Raw genomic sequence first — 25,158 nt, forward strand, 5'->3', positions numbered from 1 at the left:
TTATACCTCGTTTCTAAAAGGGCATGAAGGTCAAAGATTACGATCTTCCTGTCCGTGAGTGAGAGAATGTTTCCGAACTATTTCCCTTCTTACTGAGCGACTCGCTTTGGTGATTTCTAGAACTCTGGCTGGTAGAGTCAGACGTGCCCAACGGGTCGCCCGTGCCAGACATGGTTTGACTAGCCCAACCATCCATATAATCTTGTGTAGTGTCAACAGTTGAGATCTTTTTATCGGTGGTACTATTGGCAGCTCTCGTCGCTTGATCGAATGATGGACTTGCTTTTACTTCATGGAAAAGGAAAGCTGCCGTTGCCGAAGCAATCAAACCAACCTGCCATTTAAACCATTTAGATTGTTTCAAGTTAATTACCTCCTAATGAGCGCTGTTCGGGAACCATGGTTCTTAATGAATAGATTTATTATGTCACTCATTACTGAAATGGTCATGAGAGTTTCCTTAACATTTACTGAGGAAAAGAAAAAGCCCCTGTCCGTCATTAGACAGGGGCTTTACATATGCGTGTGTATTTCTTTTCAATGTAATACGAAACCTTTCTCCAATGTAGTACGGTTTGAACTTTTGCAAATATCATTGTTTACTTAACTCAATTCAATTTTTACTATTTTCGTTAATTGCGAGTGGATACCTTATTTCTTGCTTCTAAAAGATACTTTCCATATTGAAGTGGAGTTAAATATGTTTTGTAAAATGTTTGAAATAATTTCGCTTTTTTAAATGTTATTCGTTGATCCCTTGCATTCATTTCTATAAATTTTACTTTTCCATCCTTATCTAACCCCATATCAAGTCCAATATCCGCCAAATGAGGTATCGTCTCACCTAGAAATTGTGCTATTTGTAATGCGGATTTTCGAATTGTTTCTTTCGCCTCAAGGACTGGAAATCCGCTCTCTTGGAAAAGCTCTTCATAACGCCTCACTCTTCCTCCTTTTGCAACATTCGTTACATGACGACCTTTTGCAGCTACCTTTCCAACAATTCCTGTTACTTTCCAGTTACCATCTATCCCTCTTTGAACTGATACCCGCAAGTCATAAGGTCTATTTTTGTACAAAGCGAGTGGTATCGTTTCCTGGATAATGTACTTCTTGTTCCCAATAAAATTGTTTATAAAGGATAGAGTGCTCTTTTTGGATTTAATGATGGATTTTCCTTTCATTAGAGTGATCTTCCACATTCCATTTCTAACTTGAGACATTTTAATAATTCCTTCACCGACACTGCCACTTGATGGCTTTATATATATCGAAGTATATTTCATGGCAAATCTCTCTAAATTCGCAATTGAATACTTAACCGTATGAGGCATATATTGTCTAAGCTCAGGTTTTTTTATGAGTATACGATGGATGCGATGTTTACTATACCTATTAAACCGATTAAATAGCACCGTATTTTCAGCTAATTTGGAAAGTTTCGACTTGCTTGAACTTATAAGTGTGATGGCTCTGTTATGCGTTACACTTGGTAGTTTTGTTTTTTCAAGTTTATAGCGGGTTCCATTGTATGCAAACCCAACAGCCGTCTTATTTCTAATCTTGTGTAGAGTCATGTAAAAAGGTTTAAGCATAAGTTCTTCAGCTGCTTTATTATACAGGTTAAGGCTCTCGTATCCGGTCTTATTCAGCAAAATACCTTTGAACGTTGCCGAATCTAATAGTATGCCAATCCTTTGTCTCATACTGACACTTCCTCATTTTAGACCAATTTTTACACCGCGATATTCAAGTAATGCATATAAGCCCATGTTTTCGTTGGTCTTTAGTGGTAGTAGAAATTACTTTTTCCATTGCAGCCGCTGGTAACATTCTTGAATCAATTGTTCGATACAACACCCTTAACCAACTGTTTTCGGCTTTCAGCTGATAAAGACATCTTTTGATCTCTTACGACAGCCATTTAAATGCAAAAAAGCCTCACGCAACTCAGGACTTCACCCGCGACATGAGACTGATTCTGCGATTGATTCATTACACTTTTGGTTACTTTCTTTTAAATTTTCCAGCTCGAAGAGCATTGTTATAAGACCTCGATACAGTCTTAATCTTTCTATAAATGGTTTGATCCTTCAATTTACTAAAGAGTAAATGAGAAGGGTAGTCAAAATTAACTTCTATTACCCAAAGCCTTTTATTTTTATCAATGGCGAAATCAATCCCTATCTGAGATGAGTACTTATAATGGATAAATCGATTACAAATTCGATAACTTAAACGTATTAACTTTTGAGTTATTTTTCTTTTCTCCATAGTTTTTAACTCAAGTGAGTCTGAAAGTGCTTGATCGACAGAAATAACGTAACCACCGCCGCGATTAACATTTGTAATAACACTTGATTTACCTGCGACCTTCGCGAGCATCCCCATGAAACTCCAACGATTTTGACTGTTTCTCATCATCATGACTCTGATATCAAAAGGGCGACTTTTGAGTTCTGCTAGATCAATGCTTTGTTGAATAATGTATGCTTCTGATCTGGTATTCTTGCGAATAGTTTTATAAAGTTTCTGAACAGTACGAAACGTTTTATATTTCCCCTTAACCTTGACTAGACGATACCCATCCTTAGACTTCCATGCTTTTTTAATGCCTTTTCCCGCGTGTGACATATTCGGCTTAATATAAACAGATTGATATTTGCCCAACAGATGTTTTAATGTTAACTGATTGAACTGACGAGTATCGGGTAAATAAGCGCGGATCACGTTGTCCTTCATATAAAAAGTGTGTAATCCCCATTTTCCCGGCAACATATTCACCTCATTCTAAATGGATTATTACACTACTTTATTCAAGTTCATCAATTTGATCACGGTATTTACCCATTACGCTATGTAATACATTAAAAGGGCGAATATTAGGTAGAAGCCGTTCCAGATATGCTTTTTTCTTCAATACCCTCCCTCCATCAGCCACTTCAATAGGTATTCGTTTTCCTGAGCCATCTGATCAAAATCTAATTGTATTTATTATACGTGACGTTATACACATAGAACTCGAGAAGAAATTAAAGAAACAAAAAAGATATTAGGACTAGAAGGAATTACTTCTTCATCTGAATGTGCCGCAACATTCGCAGGATTACTTCGCCTACTTGATCAAAGCTGGATCTGCCTGACTATTAGAGGATAATAATTTCAATTGACATTGACTTGTTATGTATTTATTTGGTGACAAGAAAATGCAACTACTTTTTCACTAACATACATAATTAAATAGGTGTCCGCACAGTCCAATGCCTTAGCTGATGCGTATGTATGAGATAAATACATCGTATAAGGAGACCGATCAATGCTTCGATTGATGTGTAAAGGGAAGATCCACCGAGCCACTGTGACGGAAGCCGATCTAAATTATGTCGGAAGCATTACCATCGACGCTAGACTCATGAGAGAAGCGAACATCTCGCCTTATGAAATGATTCAAGTGACAAGCTTGAGAAATGCAACACGTTGGAAAACATATGCGCTCCCAGCGGCCGAAAACTCCGGGAAAATATGTTTGAACGGCCCCCCTGCGCATCTTTTCCAGCCTGGCGATATCGTAGTCATCTTAAGCTTGGGTCTGATGGACGCATCTGAAATAGCCGCCCTTGAACCTAAGGTCGTTTTTGTCGACGATAAGAACCACATCACATCTGTTGAAACGAAAACCCTAGCTATTCCAGAACTACTTTGATCTTCATGGTTACATCGCCAACATTTAGTAATGATTTAGGCACCTTGTAGAGGTGCCCTAAATTTTACAAGTACTACTGTTATTAATATCGTTTCGAATTCACAAAACATGCTTATAGCAATTAGAGGTTGATCATACGAATACAAAATGTGGAAAATTAGGAACGTATAATTTTATGAATAAATATAAAATGATAAGCTCTTGAATATTTCTGTCTGTTTAAAATGTCCCTCACTATTAAGATCGCCTCCCATTAAGCTCGATCAATTTAGTTCCTCCTTGAGAATCAATGACTAGATCCAGAGGACCATACTTGTCAAATATCCACAATTGACCCAAGCATCTTAATCGTCTCATAGAGATATAACAAGAAAAGGAATATTCAAGAAAGTAACTGTAAACTCTAAACAGGGTTAAGGAATAAAATTTATATTCCCCCAAAGACATACATAACGAGCATCGATGATACGGAGGTACTTACGTGACCCTTCATAGCGAAGATATTCAAATGAACATATATCAATGCGGGGACGATGCAGCCAGAATGTTGCCCATCTCTCTTGATGAATGGAGAGAGCGAGCAAAACTAATATTGGCGACAGCACCCTTCGGCTATGGGGCTACGGGAGCAGGAGACACCAAGTACGGCAATGTTGATGCTTTTCAAAAATATCGAATTCGTTATGTATTCCAAGAACTTTTATAAAATATTCTTTTTATTTTGGGTGTGGGGGCAGCCAAGCCAGATAAACGAGACTCGGCAAGTTACCCTGCGAGTCTCGTTACTGTTTCACTTCGTATTTTGATATGTACTGTATGTGGGAATAACCACTCCACTATATCCCTTCGAGCTAAAACGAAGCTGAAGAGTTCCCAACGATATTTATTAGGTTCCATTTATGACCTATAGCATAATTCATCAAACCATACATTCTTCGATTTTCATACAAGAACTCTAAAGTATATTTTTGGATTATGAGGCAAAGAGCCGGGGGGAGCCCGGCTCTTGTTCTTAGCTTATTTCTCATGTGCTTTTTCAAAATAAACAATTTCACTTAATCGAATGTGATGCATTTTTCCATTAACTACTAGAGCTACGTGATCAATGAAAACATCATCCAGAGTACCTACCAATTTGCCGACAGTTGTCGTGATGACAATCATTAACCCTTTGTGCTGGATCAAGTGCTCGGTGAACTTGGGTTCCACTGTTGTTGTGTACATAACATTTTTCGGCAATAGCTGAGTTTCCTTGCGCTGTACGTCTTCATTCCGATAATATTGCGGATCTGGGAATGAGGCATAGCTTTGCGGATAGCCGTAGTACACATATCTATTCATGTGTTACATACTCCTTTGTCATTTTTGAATATCACATTTTTAACATATGACAAATACCTATGTGATGTTCCAGTGTGTGGAATGAGGTGTTGACCGCCTCGTTCATATCAGCTTAATAATGACCATTGGAAAATGTATTACTGTCTCTCTTATGGAAACTAACCCTCTATTCCCTGGCCACAACAAAAGACACCAACCCTTATTAGTTATTGCCTTACAAGGCCCTTATAGTTTAGAGTGTGTTTGACCAGCTTGCTATTTTTAAGCCAATAACGATCCTGCACTTTCATAGTATGACTCTTTGGATTTTTTCTTCGAATATAAACATAATTGAATTTATCTGTAGAATAAATTTTAAATCCTCTAGCTCTACATTTTTTTAAAAACCGTGAATCTTCACCTAATGATATATTTGCAAATTTCACACGATTAAATACCTTTTTCTTAAACATAATCGTTCCGCCGGCTACAAATCCGACTAGTCTATCTCCTCGGTTAGAATTACGAAGAAGCAAGCTTTTCTTTGAATGTAGGTAAACATAAACGGAGCTTTTCCAAACAACATCTACCTCTTTGCGTATTAAAACACTCATACTTCTCCTTAAATAATTCGGTGCATAATAATCATCATCATCGAACTTTGATATATATTCATATTTAGCTCTGGCAATGGCAAAATTCAAACAGTTTCCTAGTGAAATTTTTTCAGGCATACGGTAAATGGATACATTTTCGAGATGCTTAGCCTTATTTCGGTAAGGAATTAGGCTAACATCATCTCGATTGACGATAATAATCAATTCTTTATTGACCCCAATCTGATTATTATAATTTCTAAATATATTATTTATAAATTTGGAGTTATTTGTACACGCAATAATAGAGACACCCTTCGTAGCAGTAGAAGCATGAAGCCCTGCAAAACTCATGATTTCCCCCCCCTTTCCAAATATATATTATTCTATGAAACTAATTCATAAATTGTATGGACATTTGTTATAGTAAAAAGTGAATATGAAAACATTAATCTAGTCTAAATCTTTATCCTCAACTCAAGATTTTATTTATTGTGCAAAGGATTGTTTGATTACTTAACGGATAAATTTTGTACTAAATACTACGATCCTTATATGAGAATTAAAATAAATATTGTAGGACTATTTACTGTTTACATATGTATCTCGAGGCCAAACTCTATGATGGCTCATCCAACAATGCATAACTGCCCGTTAGCGGGGAGAATGGCTACCACGTGGCAGCCTTCAATGTTTAACTATCGTACCCGCAGAATGCCCAAAAGTATATATTTTGGTCTTGTGCGGCAATCGGACTATATTCTTGGCCTAGATCGGCAATCGGAACATATTCTTGACATTAAGAAATGACAAGAATATGTTCCGATAAAATAAAAAATCCGCCAAAATGGCGGATTTTAATCGGACTATATTCTTGTCACTCGACAGTCATCGAGTTCTTTGCTTTTCTTAACGTGCAGTGGATTTACTACACCGTATTTAACGCTCATGTTGTACCAACCACTTTCGAGCAAGGTCTTATCATTTTTTTAAACTAACTTATTCATGCAGTCAGGACAGATCTTAGTAATCGAAGAAGTTCTTTTGGTCTCAACTGAAATTCATATGATGACATCCCAAAATCCCCCAATATGAGCTCGTCTCTTAGGTGCCGTAGCGCCTTTAATACTTTACCACTCTAGTTTGGTAAAATGGCTTTTTTTTATGTTTTTCAGTATTTAAACTTGTTTGTTAACACTTCAGATTTTTAGCATTTATGAATATACACAATTAACCATTGGGCATAATATCCTCCGGAGGTGAACGACGACACGATGAAATGTATCTACTGTGACAACATAAAGCAAATTAAAGGATTAAAACATCTATGCTTTATATGTGGCATCACTAAGCTCCGTTAATGCAGTTGAATACATTTTAACTTTCAAAGGAATCTTTTACAAACACGATTATATTCTAATTAATAGGAGATGAAACTATGAGTATCTTAGGTGGTAATCAAAAGGAAGAGCCATTACATTACGGTGAGATTTATGATTTATGGCAATTCTCAATGGTTGCAAAGGGCTGTATTTCTGCGAACCGCGCCTATCAGTACCATGCTGGCGATAAAGAACTTAAGAAGGTACTTGGTGACATTATCAATCAAGCCGAGCTAGAAGTTAGCGAGTGTGATGCAATTTTAATAAATAACGGCGTTGTACCTTCCCCCGCTTTACCAGAAAGACCTGAAACAAAACTAGAGGATATACCCGTAGGTGTAAGATTTCCTGATCAAGAAATTGCTGCTATGATCGGAGCAGCTACTGCCGCTAGCCTAATAGCATGCAGCCAAATCATGGGCAAATCAACGAGAGAAGACGTTGGTACTCTGTTTGGTAAATACCATGCGACCAAAGCTGCTTTAGGTCTTAAAATCTTACACATGTGTAAGGAGAAAGGCTGGCTTATTCCTCCCCCTCTCCAAACCAAAAGACCTGAACTTGTTGAAGTCTAGAATTCTAGTTTTCAAAGTCCTACAGAAATGTAGGGCTTTTTCCTTTATTACTTTTTTGCACATAAATCTAAGTTCCAAATTTCTCAATATTCAAATCGTGAATATCCACTTTAGACCTATAACAATTTCACAATATATTCCATATACTGGCATTTGGAAGAGCCTCTACCCTACACCATGTTCAATGTGGAGCTTGAGTACGAAGTAGCTTTTCCAAACTGTCACTAATCGATTGGTCTCATACTTTTTGCGTATTTAATCATCTCATCTTCATCTAATGTAAAAGATGTCATTTTACAAAGCGTATTACCTTGTATCCACACAAGTAGGCCACCTTTTTGTCCTTTCGAAGGGGCACCCCATTTTGTGAAATATCCTTTATTCCCATTAATGTCGACGATTTTCTCTTCAGTGAAATGTAAATTTTCACCAATTTCTGCGCTTGAACTCGTTATCATTAAATTTTCATTTTTGACATAGTGTATTCCCAAATCCTTAGGGTCATTTTCATTCTGCTTCTCATATGGATTTACAATTAGCTTCCATTCTTTATCCCTAACTTGTGGAACTAATACCTCAAAAGGCATTTTCCCTTTTACATCATCAATGCTTATATTTGGTTTAGACGCATATGTCGATTGAATAGGTACTAATGTCCCAATGTAAAGAAATAAAATGAACATCAATATTTTTATCATTTTACTCACCTCACCCATAATTTTTCTCAATTTGGGTGCGTTTTATGCCCTGAGGTTGCTCAACTGCTTCCCTTGTCATTCAACTATCGTTCACCGTTAGCTCAATAGTCTTATGTTTTAATTAGAGTCGCTGCTTATAGTTGTGAGGCTTGCCGAACACCTAATGCAGTGACGTCCCGACGGGCTTAGGGGGCTGGATGTGGTCACTCGCTTCTCAGAGTGACCCGGAGCGTCAATATGGTGTTAGCCGAGGGAAGTTCTGGAAGCAGCCATTGCATTTAAGGCGTTCTCAAAATAGCTATATACTTCATCTGCAATTCCCAGAAACTCTTCAACAAGTACATTACTATCCAAGTAACAAGCATACAGATAATCAACTAAAGCGGAGTCAATCTCACAATAGTTTAATATGGCATTCTTCATCTTAATAATGTCATCTTGCCATACACCTGTATCTTCTAAAACCAAAGAGTATAATGCACGAATTAATCTCTTAGAGTAACCTTTAATATATCTAGTTTTCATTGTGTTATCACTAGCATTAGCAAGTAAACTATGTATACGATCTACTTCCTCCTTGGTCTCTGTATTTAAGTCTAAAATGAACTCTGGAGAAATAATTATCGGTGGTACTTTTTCACCAACGTCATGACCATATATGCAAACACAAATTATCTTTACCCAAAAACCCCACTCATTTGGTTTACTTAATACATCGTCAATCGAGCAAATTATCGTATCAATCTTAGTTACTACTGGATATTCTTCCAAAAGCCTGTCTTTAATATTTGACAATCTTTCGTAATCAATATCTTTGGGATTTACACATACAATAGTAAAGTCTGCATCTGACTTAAAAGGTTTAGCAGTTCCTTTTGGAATCGAGCCACACATATAAATGCTATGAATCTTACCTTTAAATTCAGTAAGTATATTATCTATATACTTATCAACAAAATCCTTATATTCACTTTGTATTACAATTCTATTTATAACTTTTTCTAATATCATATAGACTCCTCCTAAACTAAGAACTTCTTTCGACGTGTTTTTTGCGAACTTCGTAAATTCGTCATGACTTAAGTTATTCGCGAAATCATTCAACTGCTGCCCTATAGCTTAATGAGGATGGCAATCGATTTGTGGTGGCATCCTCATTTTGTAGTTTATTGAAGTAACGTTCACCGTTAGCTTAACGTCTCTTTTCCATTTCGATTTGATATTTTTTACTGGTCCGAAAACAAATAAAAGAAAAAACTAGACTTATAATAAATGATATTAAAGAAAGAAAGTAATCCCCATGAAGTAAATTGAAAATCAGACCATACAAGCTTCCTGCCGCAAAGATAAAAGCAAATAGAAGAAAAGTGAATTTTTGTAATTTGAAATAATATTGAATTGGCTTATTCAAGTAACATTGCACCCTATCATTTTTTTTATTTTGTGCATATTAAGTTCTACTAAGGTCTTCAACTATCCTCCCGTTACTTCAACAGATAACGGCAGCCGATCAAATGCAATGCCTGCTGCCGTCATGTTCGTGATTTAACTATAGTTCTTACGTTAGTTCAATGGTGGCGTTGTTCTCCACAACCATAAGTATCACATCTATGCTAAAATTAAATTTGATATCTTTCATCGAGAGGGTGTTGTTATTTTGATTAGAAAAGCGTTTCTGAGTGATTCCCATGAGATCGCTAGACTTTCAAGCCAATTGGGCTATCCAGTGGATGTTTCCCAACTTGAAGAGAGACTCCAATATATCTCTTACCACAACGACCATATTGTTTATGTGATGGAATCAAACCACGTTTTGTTCGGATGGATTCATGCTAATGTACGTTTCTTAATCGAATCGTCACCATTTGTGGAGATAGCTGGACTTGTCGTCGACAGTGCCTATCGAGGAAATGGAATTGGCAAACAATTAGTACAAGCATGTGAGCAATGGGCAGCAGAATCTGGATTTACAAAAATTAGAGTGCGTACCAATCAGACTAGATCAGATGCCGTCCAATTCTATAATCGAATTGGTTTTATAATTAAAAAATCGCAGCATGTGCTTGATAAAGAAATTTAGCGATAGACACAACACTACACTTTTTAAAAATGAATGAGCAGCGTCTTCTTTAGTGCTGTTCATTTTCTTCGACTGCCAGATTTTTAATTTTCATGGTAGTTTAATCCGCGATACATACACCCTGATCCAAGAAAGGCTTTAAAGATGTCTGAAGAAGCTTTAAAAAATCTCCTTCATTATACTCTGTAACCATTAGCCTTATCGAGTCAATGTCTTCAACTACCTTGAGTTTATATATCATAGAGTCGATGTCTGTTTCATTTGTAAGTATGATACCATTAATCAAAAAATCATAATCTAAAATTGCTTTTGCTTGCTCCTTATCAGATGGCCGATACCAGACTCTTTGGTGTTTATCTACAAAGGTGTCCACATTCTCTACATTAAACTCTTTTAACCAAGTGGGATAGCCGTACTCCAAGAATAAGGACTCTCCATTACTTGCGATACTATAAACAATATCCAATAAAAAATCAAAACCCTTTTCTTCGCGGCCTGCAAAAATATTCTCCAAATAGAAGATGCCCACAATAAACACCTACCCTTGTTAGTATGTAATCCTTAGATCTAAATCGTTGTGATTGTCATTTTCCTTTCCATTACTTTAACAGCCGTCTTGTTCCGCCTGCCATCATGTTTGATTGGACTGGAGTTATCCGTTAGCTCAATGCCTCGCCTTAACGAACCCCTTTAATTTTAAAAAATTGTCCATAGGGAAGTCATAATTAACCCATTTTTCCTTGTAACCTTCTCGTCCATATTGCCTCAATAATGAATCTAGTGCTTGAACTACTGCCCCTGCAAATTCAATAATTAAACACGTTTCATCTAGATCAATAACTCGCTGTTTTCTATTACGTAGATCTACATAAGAAAGAATTTCAACGTGTAATAAATCTTCTCTTCTACTTATAGTCCAAACAGTTCCACCTGGTTCTTCATTCCATTCAAACTGAGCTTGTGGAACAGAATAAGAACTAATTTCAGGTATAAGTGAAATTATTGCCTTCAACATGTCACCAAGAGCATCGTTAATATAACTTGCTGTGAAATAAACAGTATTAGAATTCATTTCGATACATCCATCGGCCCATCCAGTACCGGTTAATGCATATTCAAATTTCAAGCAAATTCACCTCAACCAATCTGATGTGTCCCGTTTACTCAATAAAGCTAACCTATAATTGCGTTAGTATAATCCCGCTTGGATGTGCACTAAAACTTCTCATTAGTCTTTTGTCGATAATATACCAAGATTGAATATCTAAGGTGTTATCCGCTACTGTTTTTAGATAAAATCCGTTGAATTTTAGTGTAATATCATTTGTGCTGAGATCAATCATTATGTACCGTAGAAGTTCTCCATTAATTAGGCTTGCTTTTAATTTTTCTTCGGTATCCATTTGTATCTGTTCGGAGTTTATTAGTGTTCCGTTTTCGTTTGCATATTGCCATTTGCATTCGAAGCAGACTTCGAAACTGTTGTAATGATCTTGGAGCTTTATAATTAAAGAGCTTTTAAATAAACTACAGTTCGTCACATTCATATTTACAAGATATGTTCTCAAAATCATAGGAATATCAATATTCATCAATGCCTCCCTACAGATGTAAGTTGAATAGCCAACGTATCAATTAGAAAAACTTAGCTCAATCACTATTTCAAGATATTTCCACGTTATCCTGCTGCCCGTTACATCAACAGACAAAGGCAGCCGAACGTGTGCCGGCTGCCTCTATGTTGTGATTGAGCTATCGTGTCCCGTTTGTTCAATGTTTTTTAGTTGCAATGGTCCATTTCATGAACAAGTTTATATCCGAGATTGCATCAATAATAATCCCTTGGTATTCAAGATTATTCCTTAGCTCATTTAGCAGAATGGGCTTAACAATGTGTTTCTCTAATTTCCTTTTTGTACGGGCTATGTGTGCTAAACCAAATACAGAATTGGCTCTTATTCGAGGGTCATCATGTTGAGCTAATCGAATGCAGACATTTTGAGCAAATTTCCAGTTCGGATGGTAAAGTCCTATAGATAAGGGGAGTCGGATTAATTCCTCTGTTTGCCCTCCTCGAAGTAATTCTTGGATTTCATCTTCTGAATATTCTTCTAAGGCTTTGTAAATACGCTCCAATTCTAACCCTCCTTTCTGGAGCTCTCGTTTCCCGTTAGCCATCCATGCAGCGCGAGCGCTTGCACCACAGATGATGAAAATGGGTGGAATCCGTCAATACTGCTACTATGGCTGGGAGAGGAAGGTCGATGAACTATGGTGCCATAGAGCCCATCCGTTAGTCTGACTCCAACGACCACGGTGCATTTCGGAAGCACTCATGGGAGATTAATCCTACTCTGGTTGCTGCACCAGCCTCAATTTTCGTTCAGCCTTGTTTGATCTTTGTTACTTTAATTTCATAACTCTTCTCAGGCTCAGCCTATTTTTAAAAAACCAATTGGCTAGGTCTACTTTATTATTGTCTTTTTTGAGTTTTTCGTTAATTTAATTTTCATGGGAGTTTCCCATTCAAGCAATGTTTTTTTGTTCATATTATATTTCACTTCCTACAACAATGTTAGTTAAGCGACGACATCGCAATCGTTCATAGTATAAGCCTTTATTTTAAGCACGAAATAAAATATCAATATCTCCATCAACAAATCCAATTCCTATTGCAGACACACTTTTTAGGATGATTGCATACTCTCCTTCTTTAAGATAACGTTCTACTAACACCGTAATGTGGTTTAAACCTTGTTCCCATTGTTCAATATCTTCTGTTCTTTTTATGTAGCAAATATTTACTTCCGAAGAAAAATAGTCGGTACAAGCCCAGTCAAAGTCCTTCTCATCGAACTCATCTGAACCAATTAATTGTATATCGTAAGTATCATCTGAACCTTCGTATAGGTTAAAATTAAATGCTTTTATTCCTTCGGGAATGTCTTGCTCTAAAATATGATTTAACCAATTTGAAAACAATTTATAATTATCCATATTCATTCCCCCACTTTTAATATGAGTATGTTAATTATGATGTTATCTTGTGTAGTTATACAATTCAACTAATCTGACCATTAGTAGAATAAAAAAAGAGACCCACAGCAACGGGCCGCGAGTCTAAGTTATATTTTAAAGGGGGTCTTGATTCTTAGTATAGGCCTAATTCATTAAGACAGAATGAAAATAATATTTCAATTTGATTACATCTTTGAACTAACAGCACTCCGTTAGTTTAGTTCAATCATCAAGAATGCATTTTTCAATATCACATTTAATAATTCTAATAATTTCATCTTCAGAAGTGGCCTTTATAGAATATGCTTCGACATCCTCATAACAATTATTATGGGCTTCTTGAAAAGTTCTTGCATATTCAAGAAAATAACTGTGTGTTCCACCTTTAGTAAGCATATAGAATCCGTTTTTATGTTCGAAAACAACTTTTCCATTGATATTAACCTTCATGAAATTCAATTCCTGAAAAAACTCACTTATTTCTCTAATAACAATATCACTCATTAAACCGCCCCTTACTTTTAACTTCCCCATTAATTGAGCAAAGGGTTGTCAAGCGGCAACCCCTTCTGATATTAAGCTATAATTCTCCGTCAATATCATCTAATCAGTGGTTATGCCGTTGAGCGTACAATATACATTAACTAGAATAAAATACATATCTTTAGCTTCTTCGTCGGCCATTAAATTTTTTTGAAAATCAGCCACTCCGTTAACAAGTCATTCCTTAACAGAGCTTCGAGGGGGACATCTCTGTCTACGCCTGTGCAGAAATGTATTATTGCCCTTCCCTCGAGAGCTAGATCCAAGTTATCGAAACCATCTGTCAGATCTTGCCTCAAGCTACCACGGTAGTAAATATCAATTACTCGCTCGGTAAACTCATTACTATTTGTCTTTACAAATTTCTTGAGATTCTGTTTTAATACATTTTTTGCATGCAATCTTTCAACCCTCTTTCTTTACATTACTTAAGTAAATCCTGCTGCGGTACTTATTGAATTAACGTATCCGTTAGCGTAATGACCAACACTTTTTATTTATTAGTTGCCTCTAGGTTGGTCATTCGGTTCAGCTCATCGAAATGTGCTGTAACCGTCAGCTTAGCTGAAACACCCGTTAAACTGTCATTCGATTCAGAAACTTCTTTAAACCCTTTGTCTTTCAGATAAAAGAATAATGCTTTTCTGTGATTGAGTTCAAATGCCGTAATCAGTTGAGGAAATAAGCCCATAACCAAGTGTTTGATTGGTGCGAAACACTACCCAACATTTGAATAGGGAAAGTTAATTCATTACCAAAAGTCGCTGTTCCTGCACTCATATCAACATTCCAATCAAGGTTGCCGATTGAATCGTTAATTGCTAGTTGTTTCTCGAGAGCAATACCACATTTAACAAGATCTCGATTTTCCCGTCTAACTTCTCAGCATATGTTTCGTGTATTGGAAGGTCTAACCACTCACCTAACTGCCATTCTTTATAGCGTATATTTTCATTAAAATGTTGGTGGAACCCTTGTTATACAAGGGTTTCGCTTATCCACAGGTGCCTACAGAGCGGCCCAACTGTCGAACCCGGGTTCCTCATCCATATACATAAAGAGATGCTGAGACTGTGAATAGTAATAAAAAGTTAGCTCCAATAACAAGAATAACTTCATTCTTATTATTGGAGCTCAAATTTACTATTTAGTTATTTATAATCCAGTATATGATATGCAACATATGAAAGGTCATAAATATCCACTTTGTTGTCTCTATTCACGTCTGACCTTTTGGCCTTCTCCCAATCGATATCGGTAGAATCCTTTCCATAATAGTAAGCTACAATCGCAAGGTCTCCTACGCTTATATTTCCGTCGTTGTTTATGTCTGCATAAGCTACTTGGTTCATAAAGACAATCACTGCACTATTAAGTGCCGCAACGGAGCTGTCTACCTGGGATTGTGTTGCATTAGAGTTATTGTATACTGACTTGGCCGCATCTATAGCAACACCGAAGATATCTTTTGCTTCCTGCGGATATTGTCCAAGCTGTGTTCCAACTACTGCCCCTGCATAAAGGCTGTCAGCACTACTAATAGCAACTGTTAGGGCTGTCTTATCAACACCTTGTCCAGTTATCACTGAGGAAAGGAAGATATTTTTCGAATTATCCAAAGCGATTACTTGACTGTCTACCTGTGCCTGTGTTGCACTGGTATTTTCATTCACAGCTTTTGCTGCATCTATAGCTGTCTTAAAGATATCCTTGGCTGTCTGTGGGTATTGGCCTGTTTGTGTGCCTACTACCGCATTGGCATAAAGGGTCTCTGCGCTACTTATAGATGCTCCAAGTTGAGCCTTATTAACCTCAGATGTTGTGCCTACTACAATGGTTTTACTGCTCAATACCGCCTCAATTTCTATTCCATCAGGCACAGTACCAAGGACCGCTTGGGTAACTGCAATACTTCCGGAAGCATTTGTTTTTGCCTTGAAGGTGACGTTGAGTATTTCCGCGCTTGGCGTAGTCAAACCAACTGTGGCCACAGAAATAATTCTTACAGCGCCGGGAGTGGTTCTAGAGTCTACTACCATGATTTTGTTATTTGCACCTTCCAAAGATACATACTCGAAGATATTAGGATCATATCCAAGTGAAATATCCTGAGCATAAACGCTTTGTGGCACATTGTCCAGACTGATTTTTACAATAAAGCTACTTACAGGCTGTACAATGCTTGCTGCCGATATGTTTACTCTAGGTTTAGTTAGATCAACTACTGGAGCAGTTGTCATTGTGTCGGCTGCTTTTCCAACTATGATCCATTTGGCAGCGGTTTCGATACTGTAACCTGTTTCGTCTGACAGATAGTTGTAATCGTCAACGGCTTCAGGGAAGTCCGACAGAACGTTCGCAGAACCGGCAACGATACCACCTGCGATGAAATAACGGTCGGCACGGTTGCTGCCATAGCCGTGTTTCGACGACTTGGTGCCCACTCCAGACACCCAAGAGGTGTCGTTATACATATGTGTGCCCAAGATATAGTTCGCTGCGCTGAGCGTATATTTCTCGCTCACAATCTCAGGAAAATACTTGTTCAGGATGCTCATGCTAACTCCCATGTTGAGAACGCTGACATTGCCGCCAGTTACCGGCACGCCAAACGGGTTGGAGATCTGGCTGTCCAAAACAGGGATATAATTTGTTAGGGCTTGCTTAAATTCATTCTTGAACCCTTGATCCATATAAGTAAGGACACGCACTGCTTTCCATCCGTCCATTCCGAAGTTTGAAGTACTCAGCTCAAGTGCCGAAACTTCCTTAATGAACTGGTTATATGTTTCCTTGTTGCCATTGGTGGCGATCAGGAGCTGCACAGCGGCCCTCCACTCAGCAGCAACCTGCGTTCCGCTAGTGACAAGGGACTCTGTATTCCAGATGTTTTCCGCTGTTGTCAGGCAGCGAGCGGCAAGTGCGTCGTCAAAACCTTTGAGAGCATAGGCTGCCGATGCTAGCGCGGCTGCTGCGTCATACTGCATTTCCACGTCCTTGGTACCGACAAAAGCAAGTCTGTCGTCCAGCTTGCCAGATTTTAAGCCATATCTAGCGTCCGACGCGAGAGTACTGTCGTAAACGAATCCGTCTGAAGCCTTCGAGGCGTCACCTGACTGTGAATATTGCTTCAGGGTAGGAACCTTCATACCCTTGAATACGAAGCCGACATTTTCAATTTGTCCTAATATCTGCAGGATTCCCTGCTTCACTTGCTGCTGAATATCATTAATTCCGTCCATTCTGTGCATCTCAACGAAGCTAGATGCATTATCCATTGTGAATGTGTCATAGTCTACACCAAACTCTTTAAATGCCAAAGCGAGATCCTGGATCACACCAAGGTTGCTCGCAGTATCAAGTTCATAACCGCTTGGATTGTACCATCCACCAACGGCCAATCCAGGAATATGCTCATAGGGTGCATATTTAGAATCAGTTGCAGTTCCCAAGTTCCATCCACCAAACGACTGCATATTGAGCGGAGCTTGAAGCGCGTCGTCTGCAAATGTCTGTTTATGCCAGATGCGGTAACTCTCGCGAACAGTCATATGATCCATATGGACAGCGAGGAAGCCACTGAGGGATGACTGCCATGATCTGTCATAAACGTTCTTTTTTATCGGGAACGGATCAGTGCGTTCCCCAGCGTAACGGATTACGAACATACCAGGATCTTTGACTGAGGAGAAGTCAAAATTTCTATAGGTATAACGTGCCAATGAAGTAGGTGCGCCAATCTCAGCGGAGAATACTTCCGTATAGGTGCCATCCATATTCAAACGGTCAACATAAGCTGTCGTTGGTGCGTTGAAGTTAGGATCAAGTTCGATTACGGCAACCTTTGAAAAATCCGTCGCATATCCAACCTGGCTGTGAGCAACATTGGGTTTGCGGGTCCAATCCTGCTTTACGTCAGGGCTGATGTGCCATGTGATTTCGGTGGCGTTTGCTGGAATCATGGTGCGGAGTATAAACCAGCCGTCCTGTGTATTGTTGCGTCCGTCGTAGAGCGAGAGATCACCGCTGTCCGACGAAATGCGAATACGGTTTTCATTATCCTCGGCGGCAAAGGTCATCTTCTTGCCGGTTGCGAGAGGCAGCGGCTGCATGTTGCCTTTATCACTGTACCAGCTCTTCACGTATGAGGGCTGATCCTCGGTCCTAGCTCTCTCAGCACTCACCATATCGTCCTCAGGAACGAGAGGGAATACGCCGAAGGAATCATAATTGCCATCGCCGTTAGTATCAGCCTGGAAGCTCTTGCTGATGAACTGTGATGGGGCAAATTGTAAGCTGAAGCCCGCTTTGCCTATAAGATCTGCTGGCAGAGGGTTGTCTAGCTTAACCGTAAGCTTGATACCGCCAGCTTCGGGTTCTGCCTTCAGGTTGTAACTAACCGCAGGGTTGCCCTTTGAATCTGAAGGAATAGTCAAGCTCGCGCTGAGGGTATTGTTCACATCGTCAACCGTTCGGCTGTTGCGTACTGGAGGGATAGCACTATCCCACTTATCCGGAGCATTCAGCAGGCTGATGTCGCCGTTGGTGGCGATACGGCGTCCGGACTGGATAAGCTCGATGCCCGCGTTCTTCTTGTCGCCGAGTGCAGCGTCAAAGGTGTTGTCATACATGAACAGGTTGAAGCCTGGGGTCTGCAGATATCCATCTGTGGAACTCGTCTTCTTAATACCCATCATGAAGTTATTTGTGAAGTCCTTGGTTGGTGCTTGAGTCTCAGTGAAGGGCTCATTGGCGATCATACTCGCAGCCATACCTACAGAAATCCACTTAGACTGGTAGTTGATGATCGACTCGTTTTCAAACCACAGGAAGTTAAAGTCATCAAGTGATTCCACGAAATCTGGCGCAAAAGTGATGTGACCAGGCAGAATGGAACCGGGAATGAATGACTGGTCCGCACGGTTGCTGTTATAGGGTTTCAATTGGGACTTCGTGCCCACACCTGACACCCACGAATTGTTGTTGGCAGGGTGTCTGCCCAGGATATAGTTCGCAGAGCGTAGAGTATACATCTTCAAGGAAGCGATAGTTGGGAAGTATTTATACATAATGGCTAGGCGCTGACCAAAGCCAATTATGGTCGGTGATCCGCCCCAGCCTGCTCCTGTGGTAAACTGCACTCCGAATGGGTTGGTTATGGTAGGATAACTAACCGTGGCCGCGTATTGAGTTACAGCATTTGCCACCTGAGTTCTAAAGGCCTCGTCCATGAGATCCATGATGAACATGGCGTTGTATCTTGAACTTATACCGTTTGAGTTAAATGCAGTGGATGTTAGTGATGAAAGACGGGTCTTAAAATATTCAAACCTGCTGCTGTTGCCCATCTTTTTAGTCGCAAGCATCAGCTGAACCAGCGTATTCCATTCGATGCTCAGATTTGCCGGCTGGGATGCTCTTTCTTTGTCCCATATGGCGAGTGCAGTGTTCAGGGATTTGGTCGCAAGCTCAGGATAATAATCATACAGTAAGTATGCGGCTCCTGCGATATCCGCTGAGGTGTTACTGGTAAGAGTGCTGGTGAAGCTTCCTCCTCCTCCGGCGAGCAGTAATACTCGGTCGTCAGGTTTGCCAGAATATACGAGACCGTTGCGCTCAACTATTTCATTTGGGCCAAGGGTGGAGTCGTATATATAACCGTCGGTATCGGAAGAAACATCGCCTAAATGAGTGTACTGGCGCAGAGTACGTAATTCCATTGTTCCGCCATAGCCGCCGAGATTATCGATCTGTGCAAGGACATACTTGATTCCATGTGCAACCTGCTGCACAATATCAGGAATTCCGTCAGGCATGTGCATTTGTACCACACCGCCTGTTTTGTCATCCCACTTAACAGATAACGTATCGCTGTTGTCCATATTGTTGAAAGCCTCGGCCGCAAAAATAAGGTCCTGAAGCACTTCGATTTCTCTGGAACCCTGAAGGTCAAAATCACCAGCGTCATACCAGCCGCCGACATTCAATCCAGGAATATGCTGCCCCGGCTTGATGCCTTTCGCAGTGATCGAATCCGGCATAGTTGCTGGCATGCTCATACCGTCAAACCAGGAAGCACCTAGAGGTCCTATGCTACCGTCATCCATATGCGCTGCTCCATGCCAGATGCGGTCGCCGTCGCGGACCTCGATATGGTCCATTTGAACCGCAAGGAAGCCACTCAGAGCCGATTGCCAGGATTTATTATATACGTCGTCCGCAATCGGGAATACATCGCTTTCCTTATCGCCATACTTTATGACGTACATACCAGTCTTGATTTCGCTTGTAAAGTCAAAATTTACATATTTATACCGCTGCCATGATACGGGAGCAGTTACATTAGCGGTGTATACCACTTCCTTAGAACCGTCTGCGTTTACATGGAGCAGGGACGCCGACAAGGGAAAGTTATTTTCATACTTGTCCAATTCAATAACTGCAAACTTCTCCTGGTTGGGAGAATAACCAACCTGGCTGAAAGCTATATTGGGCTCGCGCACCCAGTTCTGAACTACCTTGGGACGGATATGCCATTTTGCAACAGTGTCGCCTTTCTTGCCATCAGTGATCAGGTTACTGAGCACATACCAACCATTCTGCGCGCGGTCGCGACCGTCATACAGCTGGAGTTTGCCGGTATCAGAGGTAATACTGATATTATTCAGCTCGTCCTCAGCGGCAAATGTAAAGCCATATCCCTCGACAAACGGAAGCGGCTGAGAATTGCCCCTATCCGTGTTCCAATCTTGTACGTACCATGACTGGGTCGGAAGGTTGGGACGCTCAACTTCGGCCATTGTGCTCTGTGGATGGAGCGGGAATACTCCGAAGGTGTCATAGGGTCCGTTTTCTATGGAGCTTGCCTGAACTGTCTTGTTCTCAAATTTTGAGGGGATGAATTCCATGTTGAACCTGGCCTTGCCAGCAAGACTTGCTGGTAAATCCGAGGTAAGTACGACTGAGAGCAATGCCCCGCCCGCCTCTGGGGTAGCGATCAGGTCATACTTGAGAGTTCCGTCCGTGGCTCCGTTGAAAGTCATCGGGCTGGTGATTTTGTTAGTCGTCATGTCAAATATTTTGGTACCACGGGTGGGCGCTGGAGTCGCGTCCCACTGCTCGGGAGTGGGCATATAGTGAATGTCACCATTGGTAGCTATACGATTCCCATGGAGAAACAGTTCGATTCCCCCCATGTGCTGGTCGCCGAAGACACCGGAAAAGGTGTTGTTGTACATAACTACGTTGAAAGCATTGGAGTTTGCCGTTGTGAGATATCTGTTTGCGTCGGTTGAGCTGCTAAGAACCATGGAGAAGTTATTGTCATAGCTACCCGCGGCTTGTACGGGAAGAATGGCTCCGCTAGGCGCTAAACCCAAAACAATGCTAACGCTCAGAGCTATCGATACGATTTTTTTCTTTAAAGAGTTAATGATAACTGCACTTCCTTTCAAAAATTTTTTTGAAGTAAGATTCTGGACAGTCAAAAGTTCTAAGCTTCATTGATTTAATTCGCTTGCTCTTACCCTCTCTTTTGATTTCGATACATTTCGTATCTATATATGCACACATCACCCCTATTCAGATTGTGCTTGTCATTGCCCCAAGGTCCCCGATGTTGATGATAGCCGCCTGCAGATTGTCTGGAGCTCTCCAACAAAGCTTCATAAGATTGCCTCTAGAAGTCTGGTGAAATTGTAACTCTTCGACCTGCCATCGTCTTAAACCAACCAAATAAATGCGTGAAAAACTTCAGGAAAGAGGCTTGTGCGAAGTCTCTTTGGTTCCCTTCCATGGGTCTGGCGCAGAATGAACTACCGGTCCGTGGCCGAATGGCCTTGAACCGGCACAGCCGTTTCAAATTTTGGACTATGGCCGTCCAAGTGGATTGTTCCTGAAAACGGTCCAACCCCTGCTTCTGGCACGGTCCAGACCGTGGTTATTTTTGGCTTCTGCAAACACATGCTCGCAGCGTGCGCGCATCTTCTGGACTTGACGGTAGCCGCCATGCAATTGAATCTGTTTTGCTTCATTCAGGATTTGAATCTTTTTCACTTTGGCTTCCCGTTTCGCTTGTTTGGCAGGGTCGTCTCACCCGAGCTTCCCACCATTTGTTCATTTCCGGTTTCCCCCTCTAATTAGTTAAACGAATTGATTCCGCTTACACGATCTATTGTATCAGCGTCAAAGGCGGGCCCGCTACAGCGGCAGTCTGCATTCCTTTGCTCCCTATCAGCATTCATTTAACCCACTATGAAAACGAATACAATATTTTTTCAGTTTCTAGCATTATTTTATACTTTTAGTAAATGAGTCCTTTCATGCTACCTATTCATGACCTATGAGCATCCAGATTTATCCACCTTACGTGATTCACAGTGCAAGAACGCATTCGTCAGTACATCCGGATCCACGAAACATAGTGCCTTCTTGTCGCTGCGGAACGTCGTTTCAGGACTTTGCTTGTTGGGAAGAGCCGAATGGGACTTGTGCTGATAGCATTCGCTGAGCCAAACCTGAAACAGCATACGGACGTGAACATCGTCGCAAAAATAAAGAGTGCCATTAAAGAGCTCGCCATTTTTTTCATAGCAATAAACCTCCATTAATGGAATTAGAAAAAGCCTAACATTGCCTATTCGCTAAAAGATGAATAATAGAGAGGTAGGCTAGCCTCCCTCTCTATTGCTTCTGAATGTTACCTATTCAACTATTCAAGTATTTTCTTAGCCAAAGCCGCAAGGTCCGCGATGTCGATCTTACCGTCGTTATTCAAATCGGCATTCTTGTAGCTGGACCAGTCCGGATCAGCGGAGGTTTTGCCGTAGGCTGCCGCAACGATTGCCAGGTCACCCACAGAGTAACTGCCGTCGCCGTTCATATCGCCCGGCTGCGTGCGAATCACTGCATCGTTAAATGTCTGCAGGGCTGCATTCAACGTACTTACTGCCTGCTCAACTTGATCCTGGGTTGCCGCAGTGTTATCCGCTACAGCCTTCGCCTGATCGATTGCCGCCTGCAGCGCTGCTTTGGAGCCCGCCGGATATTGACCTGCACGGGTTCCCTCAACGGCAGCGTCATGCTTGCTTTGTGCATCGGCAATTAATGTGTTGAGAGCCGTTTTGTCAACTACAACGCTGTTCAGCTGAACCGTATAAGACGTGCTTCCCAGTTCATTTTCGACACCGGCTTCATTGGCAACGACTGCCTTGGACAAGGAAATCGTAGCGGCTGCAACCTGCGTATCGGATTTTGCTTTCCAAGACAGCTTCAGAAGACTACCGTCAAGATGGGCGTTTTTTCCAATTGTTGCTACAAGGAGCCGAACTTCCCCTTGCTTCTGAACCTTGTCGACGATCACGACTTCAGTCGGCTTCACGGATTCGGCCGATACGTATTCCAACTGACTCGGATCATAAGTAAACGTTAAGTCCTGGGCATAAATATTTTGATCCATGCCGCTCAAGCCATAATTCAGATCAAAGGCTGCTCCTTTAGAAGCTGCCGCCGGGCCTGCAAGAACAGCGCCCTTGGGCTCGGTCAATCCCGCTATGGCTGCCGTCAACGTGTTTGTTGCGTCCTTCACGTTATTTACGCCATTAATATCATAGATTCTTACGCCCAGAATATCATTGGCTGCCTTTCGGGCCGCAACAAATTTGTTCCAGCTGTCAGGAGTGTACTTATCCTTGGAGGAATCCTGAGGAAGATTACTCAGCTGCTTTTTCAATTCGAAACGGGCTACACTGCCGATCATCGCATAGTAGGACATCTTTGCCGTATAGTTTGTATTTCCCGTGCTGTCGGCCGACATGAAGATATGCGCACCCTTTCTGGCGTTGAAGGTGCTTGTATCGCTGACTCCGTCAAAGGCGTACACGCTCAGCTTGCCGCCATTGCCCTTGCTGTTCTCGAGCAGGAAATCAAATTGATCCGCCTGCCAATCAGCCTGCTCTCTTTGGATTTCAGGCAAATTCGCCATGGCAGCCGTCCAGCCGTTTCTAACCAGTGCCACATGTGCATTAGGCTTGTTATCCCAATTCGTTTTCGTCCAGCCTGGATTCTTCGAGCCGTCCGGTAAATAGTACGGCAGTGCGTTCGGATCATAATTCGGATTGGCCACAAGATCGGAACGTGTGTCGGATTCGGTAAATTGGATTTCATCGCAGACGGCGGCGAACTTATTGAAGGTCTCTTTAAACACGTTCAGGTCGAGTGAAACCGCGTTCCTGTTCTGCATACCCACGACGAAGGTTGTACCGTCTTGCTTCATCTGCTGATAGATAGGCTTCAGCATGGTGATGGTGGCGCTGCGCTTTGGCTCATAGGGTTTATCGGCGTCGTAAAAGTCATTGTATACAAACGTCCAGTTTGCTCCCAATGCTTTGTTGTATTTCGAGGCTGATGCAAAGGCCTGCCTGATATACTCACTCTCTGCCAGTATCCTGTCTTCACCGGTCAGATCCGGTCTTTTGAAAATACGACCCCAATTGCTGACCTGGTAATCACCTTCATTACGGATATAGCCTGTATAGTCATCAATAGCCTCGTTGACCACATCCCACGAGTAGATGACATCGTTGTAAGAGGCGAATTTTTCAAATACAACTTTGATATAGGAATCGATTCTAGCCAGCATAACCTCCCTGCTTGCCCAGGGCTTAGTGGTTGAAAATCCTTCATGGAAGAAAGCTTCCGGCGTCTGGTTGTGCCAAAGGAGCGTATGACCTTTGATCTTGACCTGATCGTTAGGCCCCCGGGTTTTGTTCAAATTCCTGACATTGTTTAAGAAAGCCTCTTGAGAGGTTGTTGAGGCAAGTATAGCGATCTTATTTGCCTTATCAATCGCAGCCGTACGCTCTTCATCGCTGGAATAGGCTGCGTTTACAGCGCTGTTATATGCTGCAGCCGACTGGCTAGAGCCAAACAGAGATTGCGGCTTTAATTCATTAGCCGGGGCCCAGCTGTTATAGTGGTGCTGCAGCATGCTTTGCGGATCGCCGCCCCCAAAAAAGCTGTTCATCACATGAAATGAACCGAACTTAAAATAGTTTTGAAAAGTCTGGTAAAGCGATGGAAGCTCAGGCTGATAGTTTGCCGAAGCAGGCTGAACTAAAAAAGTCATCAGCATGGTAACCATAAGTGATAATGCTATTATCTTATTTCTCATCGTGATTTCCTTCCTCCTATATGAGATTCATTACTGCAATCTTTTTCTCCACCATTTCATCCGATAGTAATTC

At 41.0% G+C, this 25,158-nt stretch carries 21 protein-coding genes and 2 pseudogenes; 4 read left to right on the top strand and 19 right to left on the bottom strand.

Annotated elements, in window-relative coordinates; all coding sequences use genetic code 11:
• Window positions 1-37: 37 nt before the first annotated feature.
• From GC097_RS20470 to GC097_RS20480, 3 genes are all read right to left on the bottom strand, one after another.
• Entirely contained in the window at window positions 38-364 is a 327-nt protein-coding gene (locus GC097_RS20470) for a hypothetical protein (protein WP_171685155.1), read from the bottom strand.
• A 268-nt stretch (window positions 365-632) separates the two neighbouring features.
• The gene (locus tag GC097_RS20475) at window positions 633-1,706 is read right to left on the bottom strand and encodes a YheC/YheD family protein (protein ID WP_171685156.1); all 1,074 of its coding nucleotides are present in this window, start codon (window positions 1,704-1,706) and stop codon (window positions 633-635) included.
• A 301-nt stretch (window positions 1,707-2,007) separates the two neighbouring features.
• Complete coding sequence (locus GC097_RS20480; protein ID WP_171685157.1) at window positions 2,008-2,778, bottom strand: YheC/YheD family protein; 771 nt, start codon at window positions 2,776-2,778, stop codon at window positions 2,008-2,010.
• A gap of 538 nt (window positions 2,779-3,316) precedes the next feature.
• On the opposite strand from GC097_RS20480, the gene panD reads away from it, so the two are divergent.
• Together panD and GC097_RS20490 are read left to right on the top strand one after the other, a co-directional pair.
• The gene (gene panD, locus GC097_RS20485; RefSeq protein WP_171685158.1) at window positions 3,317-3,703 is read left to right on the top strand and encodes an aspartate 1-decarboxylase; all 387 of its coding nucleotides are present in this window, start codon (window positions 3,317-3,319) and stop codon (window positions 3,701-3,703) included.
• Between the two features lie 508 nt (window positions 3,704-4,211).
• The gene (locus tag GC097_RS20490; RefSeq protein WP_216625828.1) at window positions 4,212-4,409 is read left to right on the top strand and encodes a hypothetical protein; all 198 of its coding nucleotides are present in this window, start codon (window positions 4,212-4,214) and stop codon (window positions 4,407-4,409) included.
• Window positions 4,410-4,720: 311 nt separating this feature from the next.
• On the opposite strand, the gene GC097_RS20495 is transcribed toward GC097_RS20490, so the two are convergent.
• Window positions 4,721-5,044 (bottom strand): DUF2642 domain-containing protein, encoded by a 324-nt coding sequence (locus GC097_RS20495; RefSeq protein ID WP_171685159.1) that lies wholly within the window; start codon window positions 5,042-5,044, stop codon window positions 4,721-4,723.
• A 206-nt stretch (window positions 5,045-5,250) separates the two neighbouring features.
• Window positions 5,251-5,973 carry a glycosyltransferase family 2 protein gene (locus tag GC097_RS20500; protein ID WP_171685160.1) on the bottom strand — a complete coding sequence of 241 codons (723 nt, stop codon included), beginning with the start codon at window positions 5,971-5,973 and terminating at the stop codon, window positions 5,251-5,253.
• Window positions 5,974-7,057: 1,084 nt separating this feature from the next.
• Here GC097_RS20500 and GC097_RS20505 point away from each other — a divergent pair.
• Window positions 7,058-7,576, top strand: coding sequence for a DUF3231 family protein (locus tag GC097_RS20505; protein WP_171685161.1), 519 nt, complete (start codon window positions 7,058-7,060; stop codon window positions 7,574-7,576).
• Window positions 7,577-7,800: 224 nt separating this feature from the next.
• Here GC097_RS20505 and GC097_RS20510 read toward each other — a convergent pair whose 3' ends face one another.
• Both GC097_RS20510 and GC097_RS20515 read right to left on the bottom strand, forming a co-directional pair.
• Window positions 7,801-8,304, bottom strand: a complete 504-nt coding sequence (locus tag GC097_RS20510; protein ID WP_171685162.1) for a DUF4367 domain-containing protein — start codon at window positions 8,302-8,304, stop codon at window positions 7,801-7,803.
• A gap of 213 nt (window positions 8,305-8,517) precedes the next feature.
• Window positions 8,518-9,285 carry a nucleotidyltransferase domain-containing protein gene (locus GC097_RS20515; protein WP_171685163.1) on the bottom strand — a complete coding sequence of 256 codons (768 nt, stop codon included), beginning with the start codon at window positions 9,283-9,285 and terminating at the stop codon, window positions 8,518-8,520.
• A 646-nt stretch (window positions 9,286-9,931) separates the two neighbouring features.
• Here GC097_RS20515 and GC097_RS20520 point away from each other — a divergent pair.
• A complete protein-coding gene (locus GC097_RS20520) occupies window positions 9,932-10,354 on the top strand; it encodes a GNAT family N-acetyltransferase (RefSeq protein ID WP_216625829.1) in 423 nt (140 codons plus the stop codon).
• Between the two features lie 100 nt (window positions 10,355-10,454).
• Here the strand turns inward: GC097_RS20520 and GC097_RS20525 are convergent, their stop codons facing one another.
• The 12 genes and pseudogenes from GC097_RS20525 to GC097_RS20570 form a co-directional block, all read right to left on the bottom strand.
• Window positions 10,455-10,883 (bottom strand): hypothetical protein, encoded by a 429-nt coding sequence (locus tag GC097_RS20525; RefSeq protein ID WP_171685164.1) that lies wholly within the window; start codon window positions 10,881-10,883, stop codon window positions 10,455-10,457.
• Window positions 10,884-11,018: 135 nt separating this feature from the next.
• The gene (locus GC097_RS20530) at window positions 11,019-11,480 is read right to left on the bottom strand and encodes a hypothetical protein (protein WP_171685165.1); all 462 of its coding nucleotides are present in this window, start codon (window positions 11,478-11,480) and stop codon (window positions 11,019-11,021) included.
• Window positions 11,481-11,532: 52 nt separating this feature from the next.
• Window positions 11,533-11,946: a hypothetical protein gene (locus GC097_RS20535; protein WP_171685166.1), complete on the bottom strand. Its 414-nt coding sequence runs from the start codon at window positions 11,944-11,946 to the stop codon at window positions 11,533-11,535.
• Between the two features lie 178 nt (window positions 11,947-12,124).
• Window positions 12,125-12,490, bottom strand: coding sequence for a hypothetical protein (locus GC097_RS20540; RefSeq protein ID WP_171685167.1), 366 nt, complete (start codon window positions 12,488-12,490; stop codon window positions 12,125-12,127).
• Window positions 12,491-12,976: 486 nt separating this feature from the next.
• Window positions 12,977-13,351: a hypothetical protein gene (locus GC097_RS20545; protein ID WP_171685168.1), complete on the bottom strand. Its 375-nt coding sequence runs from the start codon at window positions 13,349-13,351 to the stop codon at window positions 12,977-12,979.
• A 243-nt stretch (window positions 13,352-13,594) separates the two neighbouring features.
• Window positions 13,595-13,906, bottom strand: coding sequence for a hypothetical protein (locus GC097_RS20550; protein ID WP_171685169.1), 312 nt, complete (start codon window positions 13,904-13,906; stop codon window positions 13,595-13,597).
• Between the two features lie 502 nt (window positions 13,907-14,408).
• Complete coding sequence (locus GC097_RS20555; RefSeq protein WP_171685170.1) at window positions 14,409-14,612, bottom strand: hypothetical protein; 204 nt, start codon at window positions 14,610-14,612, stop codon at window positions 14,409-14,411.
• The gene (locus GC097_RS35325; RefSeq protein WP_376768412.1) at window positions 14,585-14,758 is read right to left on the bottom strand and encodes a DUF6882 domain-containing protein; all 174 of its coding nucleotides are present in this window, start codon (window positions 14,756-14,758) and stop codon (window positions 14,585-14,587) included. The genes GC097_RS20555 and GC097_RS35325 overlap by 28 nt, the downstream gene beginning before the upstream one ends.
• Window positions 14,759-15,066: 308 nt before the next feature.
• Entirely contained in the window at window positions 15,067-21,402 is a 6,336-nt protein-coding gene (locus tag GC097_RS20560; RefSeq protein WP_171685171.1) for a glycoside hydrolase family 9 protein, read from the bottom strand.
• 299 nt (window positions 21,403-21,701) lie between these two features.
• Window positions 21,702-22,003: pseudogene (locus GC097_RS20565) on the bottom strand (transposase); the annotation flags it as partial.
• Window positions 22,004-22,260: 257 nt separating this feature from the next.
• A pseudogene (locus tag GC097_RS35445) lies at window positions 22,261-22,440 on the bottom strand (transposase); the annotation flags it as partial.
• A 185-nt stretch (window positions 22,441-22,625) separates the two neighbouring features.
• Window positions 22,626-25,085 carry an endo-1,4-beta-xylanase gene (locus tag GC097_RS20570; protein ID WP_171685173.1) on the bottom strand — a complete coding sequence of 820 codons (2,460 nt, stop codon included), beginning with the start codon at window positions 25,083-25,085 and terminating at the stop codon, window positions 22,626-22,628.
• Window positions 25,086-25,158: the final 73 nt, after the last annotated feature.

The sequence above is a fragment of the Paenibacillus planticolens genome (assembly GCF_013141725.1).
Classification (GTDB): Bacteria; Bacillota; Bacilli; order Paenibacillales; family NBRC-103111; genus Paenibacillus_E; species Paenibacillus_E planticolens.

Coding starts and splice junctions, on each gene's coding strand:
- GC097_RS20475 (WP_171685156.1), bottom strand. CDS start 1,706: ATGAGACAAAGGATTGGCATACTATTAGATTCGGCAACGTTCAAAGGT.
- GC097_RS20480 (WP_171685157.1), bottom strand. CDS start 2,778: ATGTTGCCGGGAAAATGGGGATTACACACTTTTTATATGAAGGACAAC.
- panD (WP_171685158.1), top strand. CDS start 3,317: ATGCTTCGATTGATGTGTAAAGGGAAGATCCACCGAGCCACTGTGACG.
- GC097_RS20490 (WP_216625828.1), top strand. CDS start 4,212: ATGAACATATATCAATGCGGGGACGATGCAGCCAGAATGTTGCCCATC.
- GC097_RS20495 (WP_171685159.1), bottom strand. CDS start 5,044: ATGAATAGATATGTGTACTACGGCTATCCGCAAAGCTATGCCTCATTC.
- GC097_RS20500 (WP_171685160.1), bottom strand. CDS start 5,973: ATGAGTTTTGCAGGGCTTCATGCTTCTACTGCTACGAAGGGTGTCTCT.
- GC097_RS20505 (WP_171685161.1), top strand. CDS start 7,058: ATGAGTATCTTAGGTGGTAATCAAAAGGAAGAGCCATTACATTACGGT.
- GC097_RS20515 (WP_171685163.1), bottom strand. CDS start 9,285: ATGATATTAGAAAAAGTTATAAATAGAATTGTAATACAAAGTGAATAT.
- GC097_RS20535 (WP_171685166.1), bottom strand. CDS start 11,946: ATGAATATTGATATTCCTATGATTTTGAGAACATATCTTGTAAATATG.
- GC097_RS20545 (WP_171685168.1), bottom strand. CDS start 13,351: ATGGATAATTATAAATTGTTTTCAAATTGGTTAAATCATATTTTAGAG.
- GC097_RS20550 (WP_171685169.1), bottom strand. CDS start 13,906: ATGGGGAAGTTAAAAGTAAGGGGCGGTTTAATGAGTGATATTGTTATT.
- GC097_RS20570 (WP_171685173.1), bottom strand. CDS start 25,085: ATGAGAAATAAGATAATAGCATTATCACTTATGGTTACCATGCTGATG.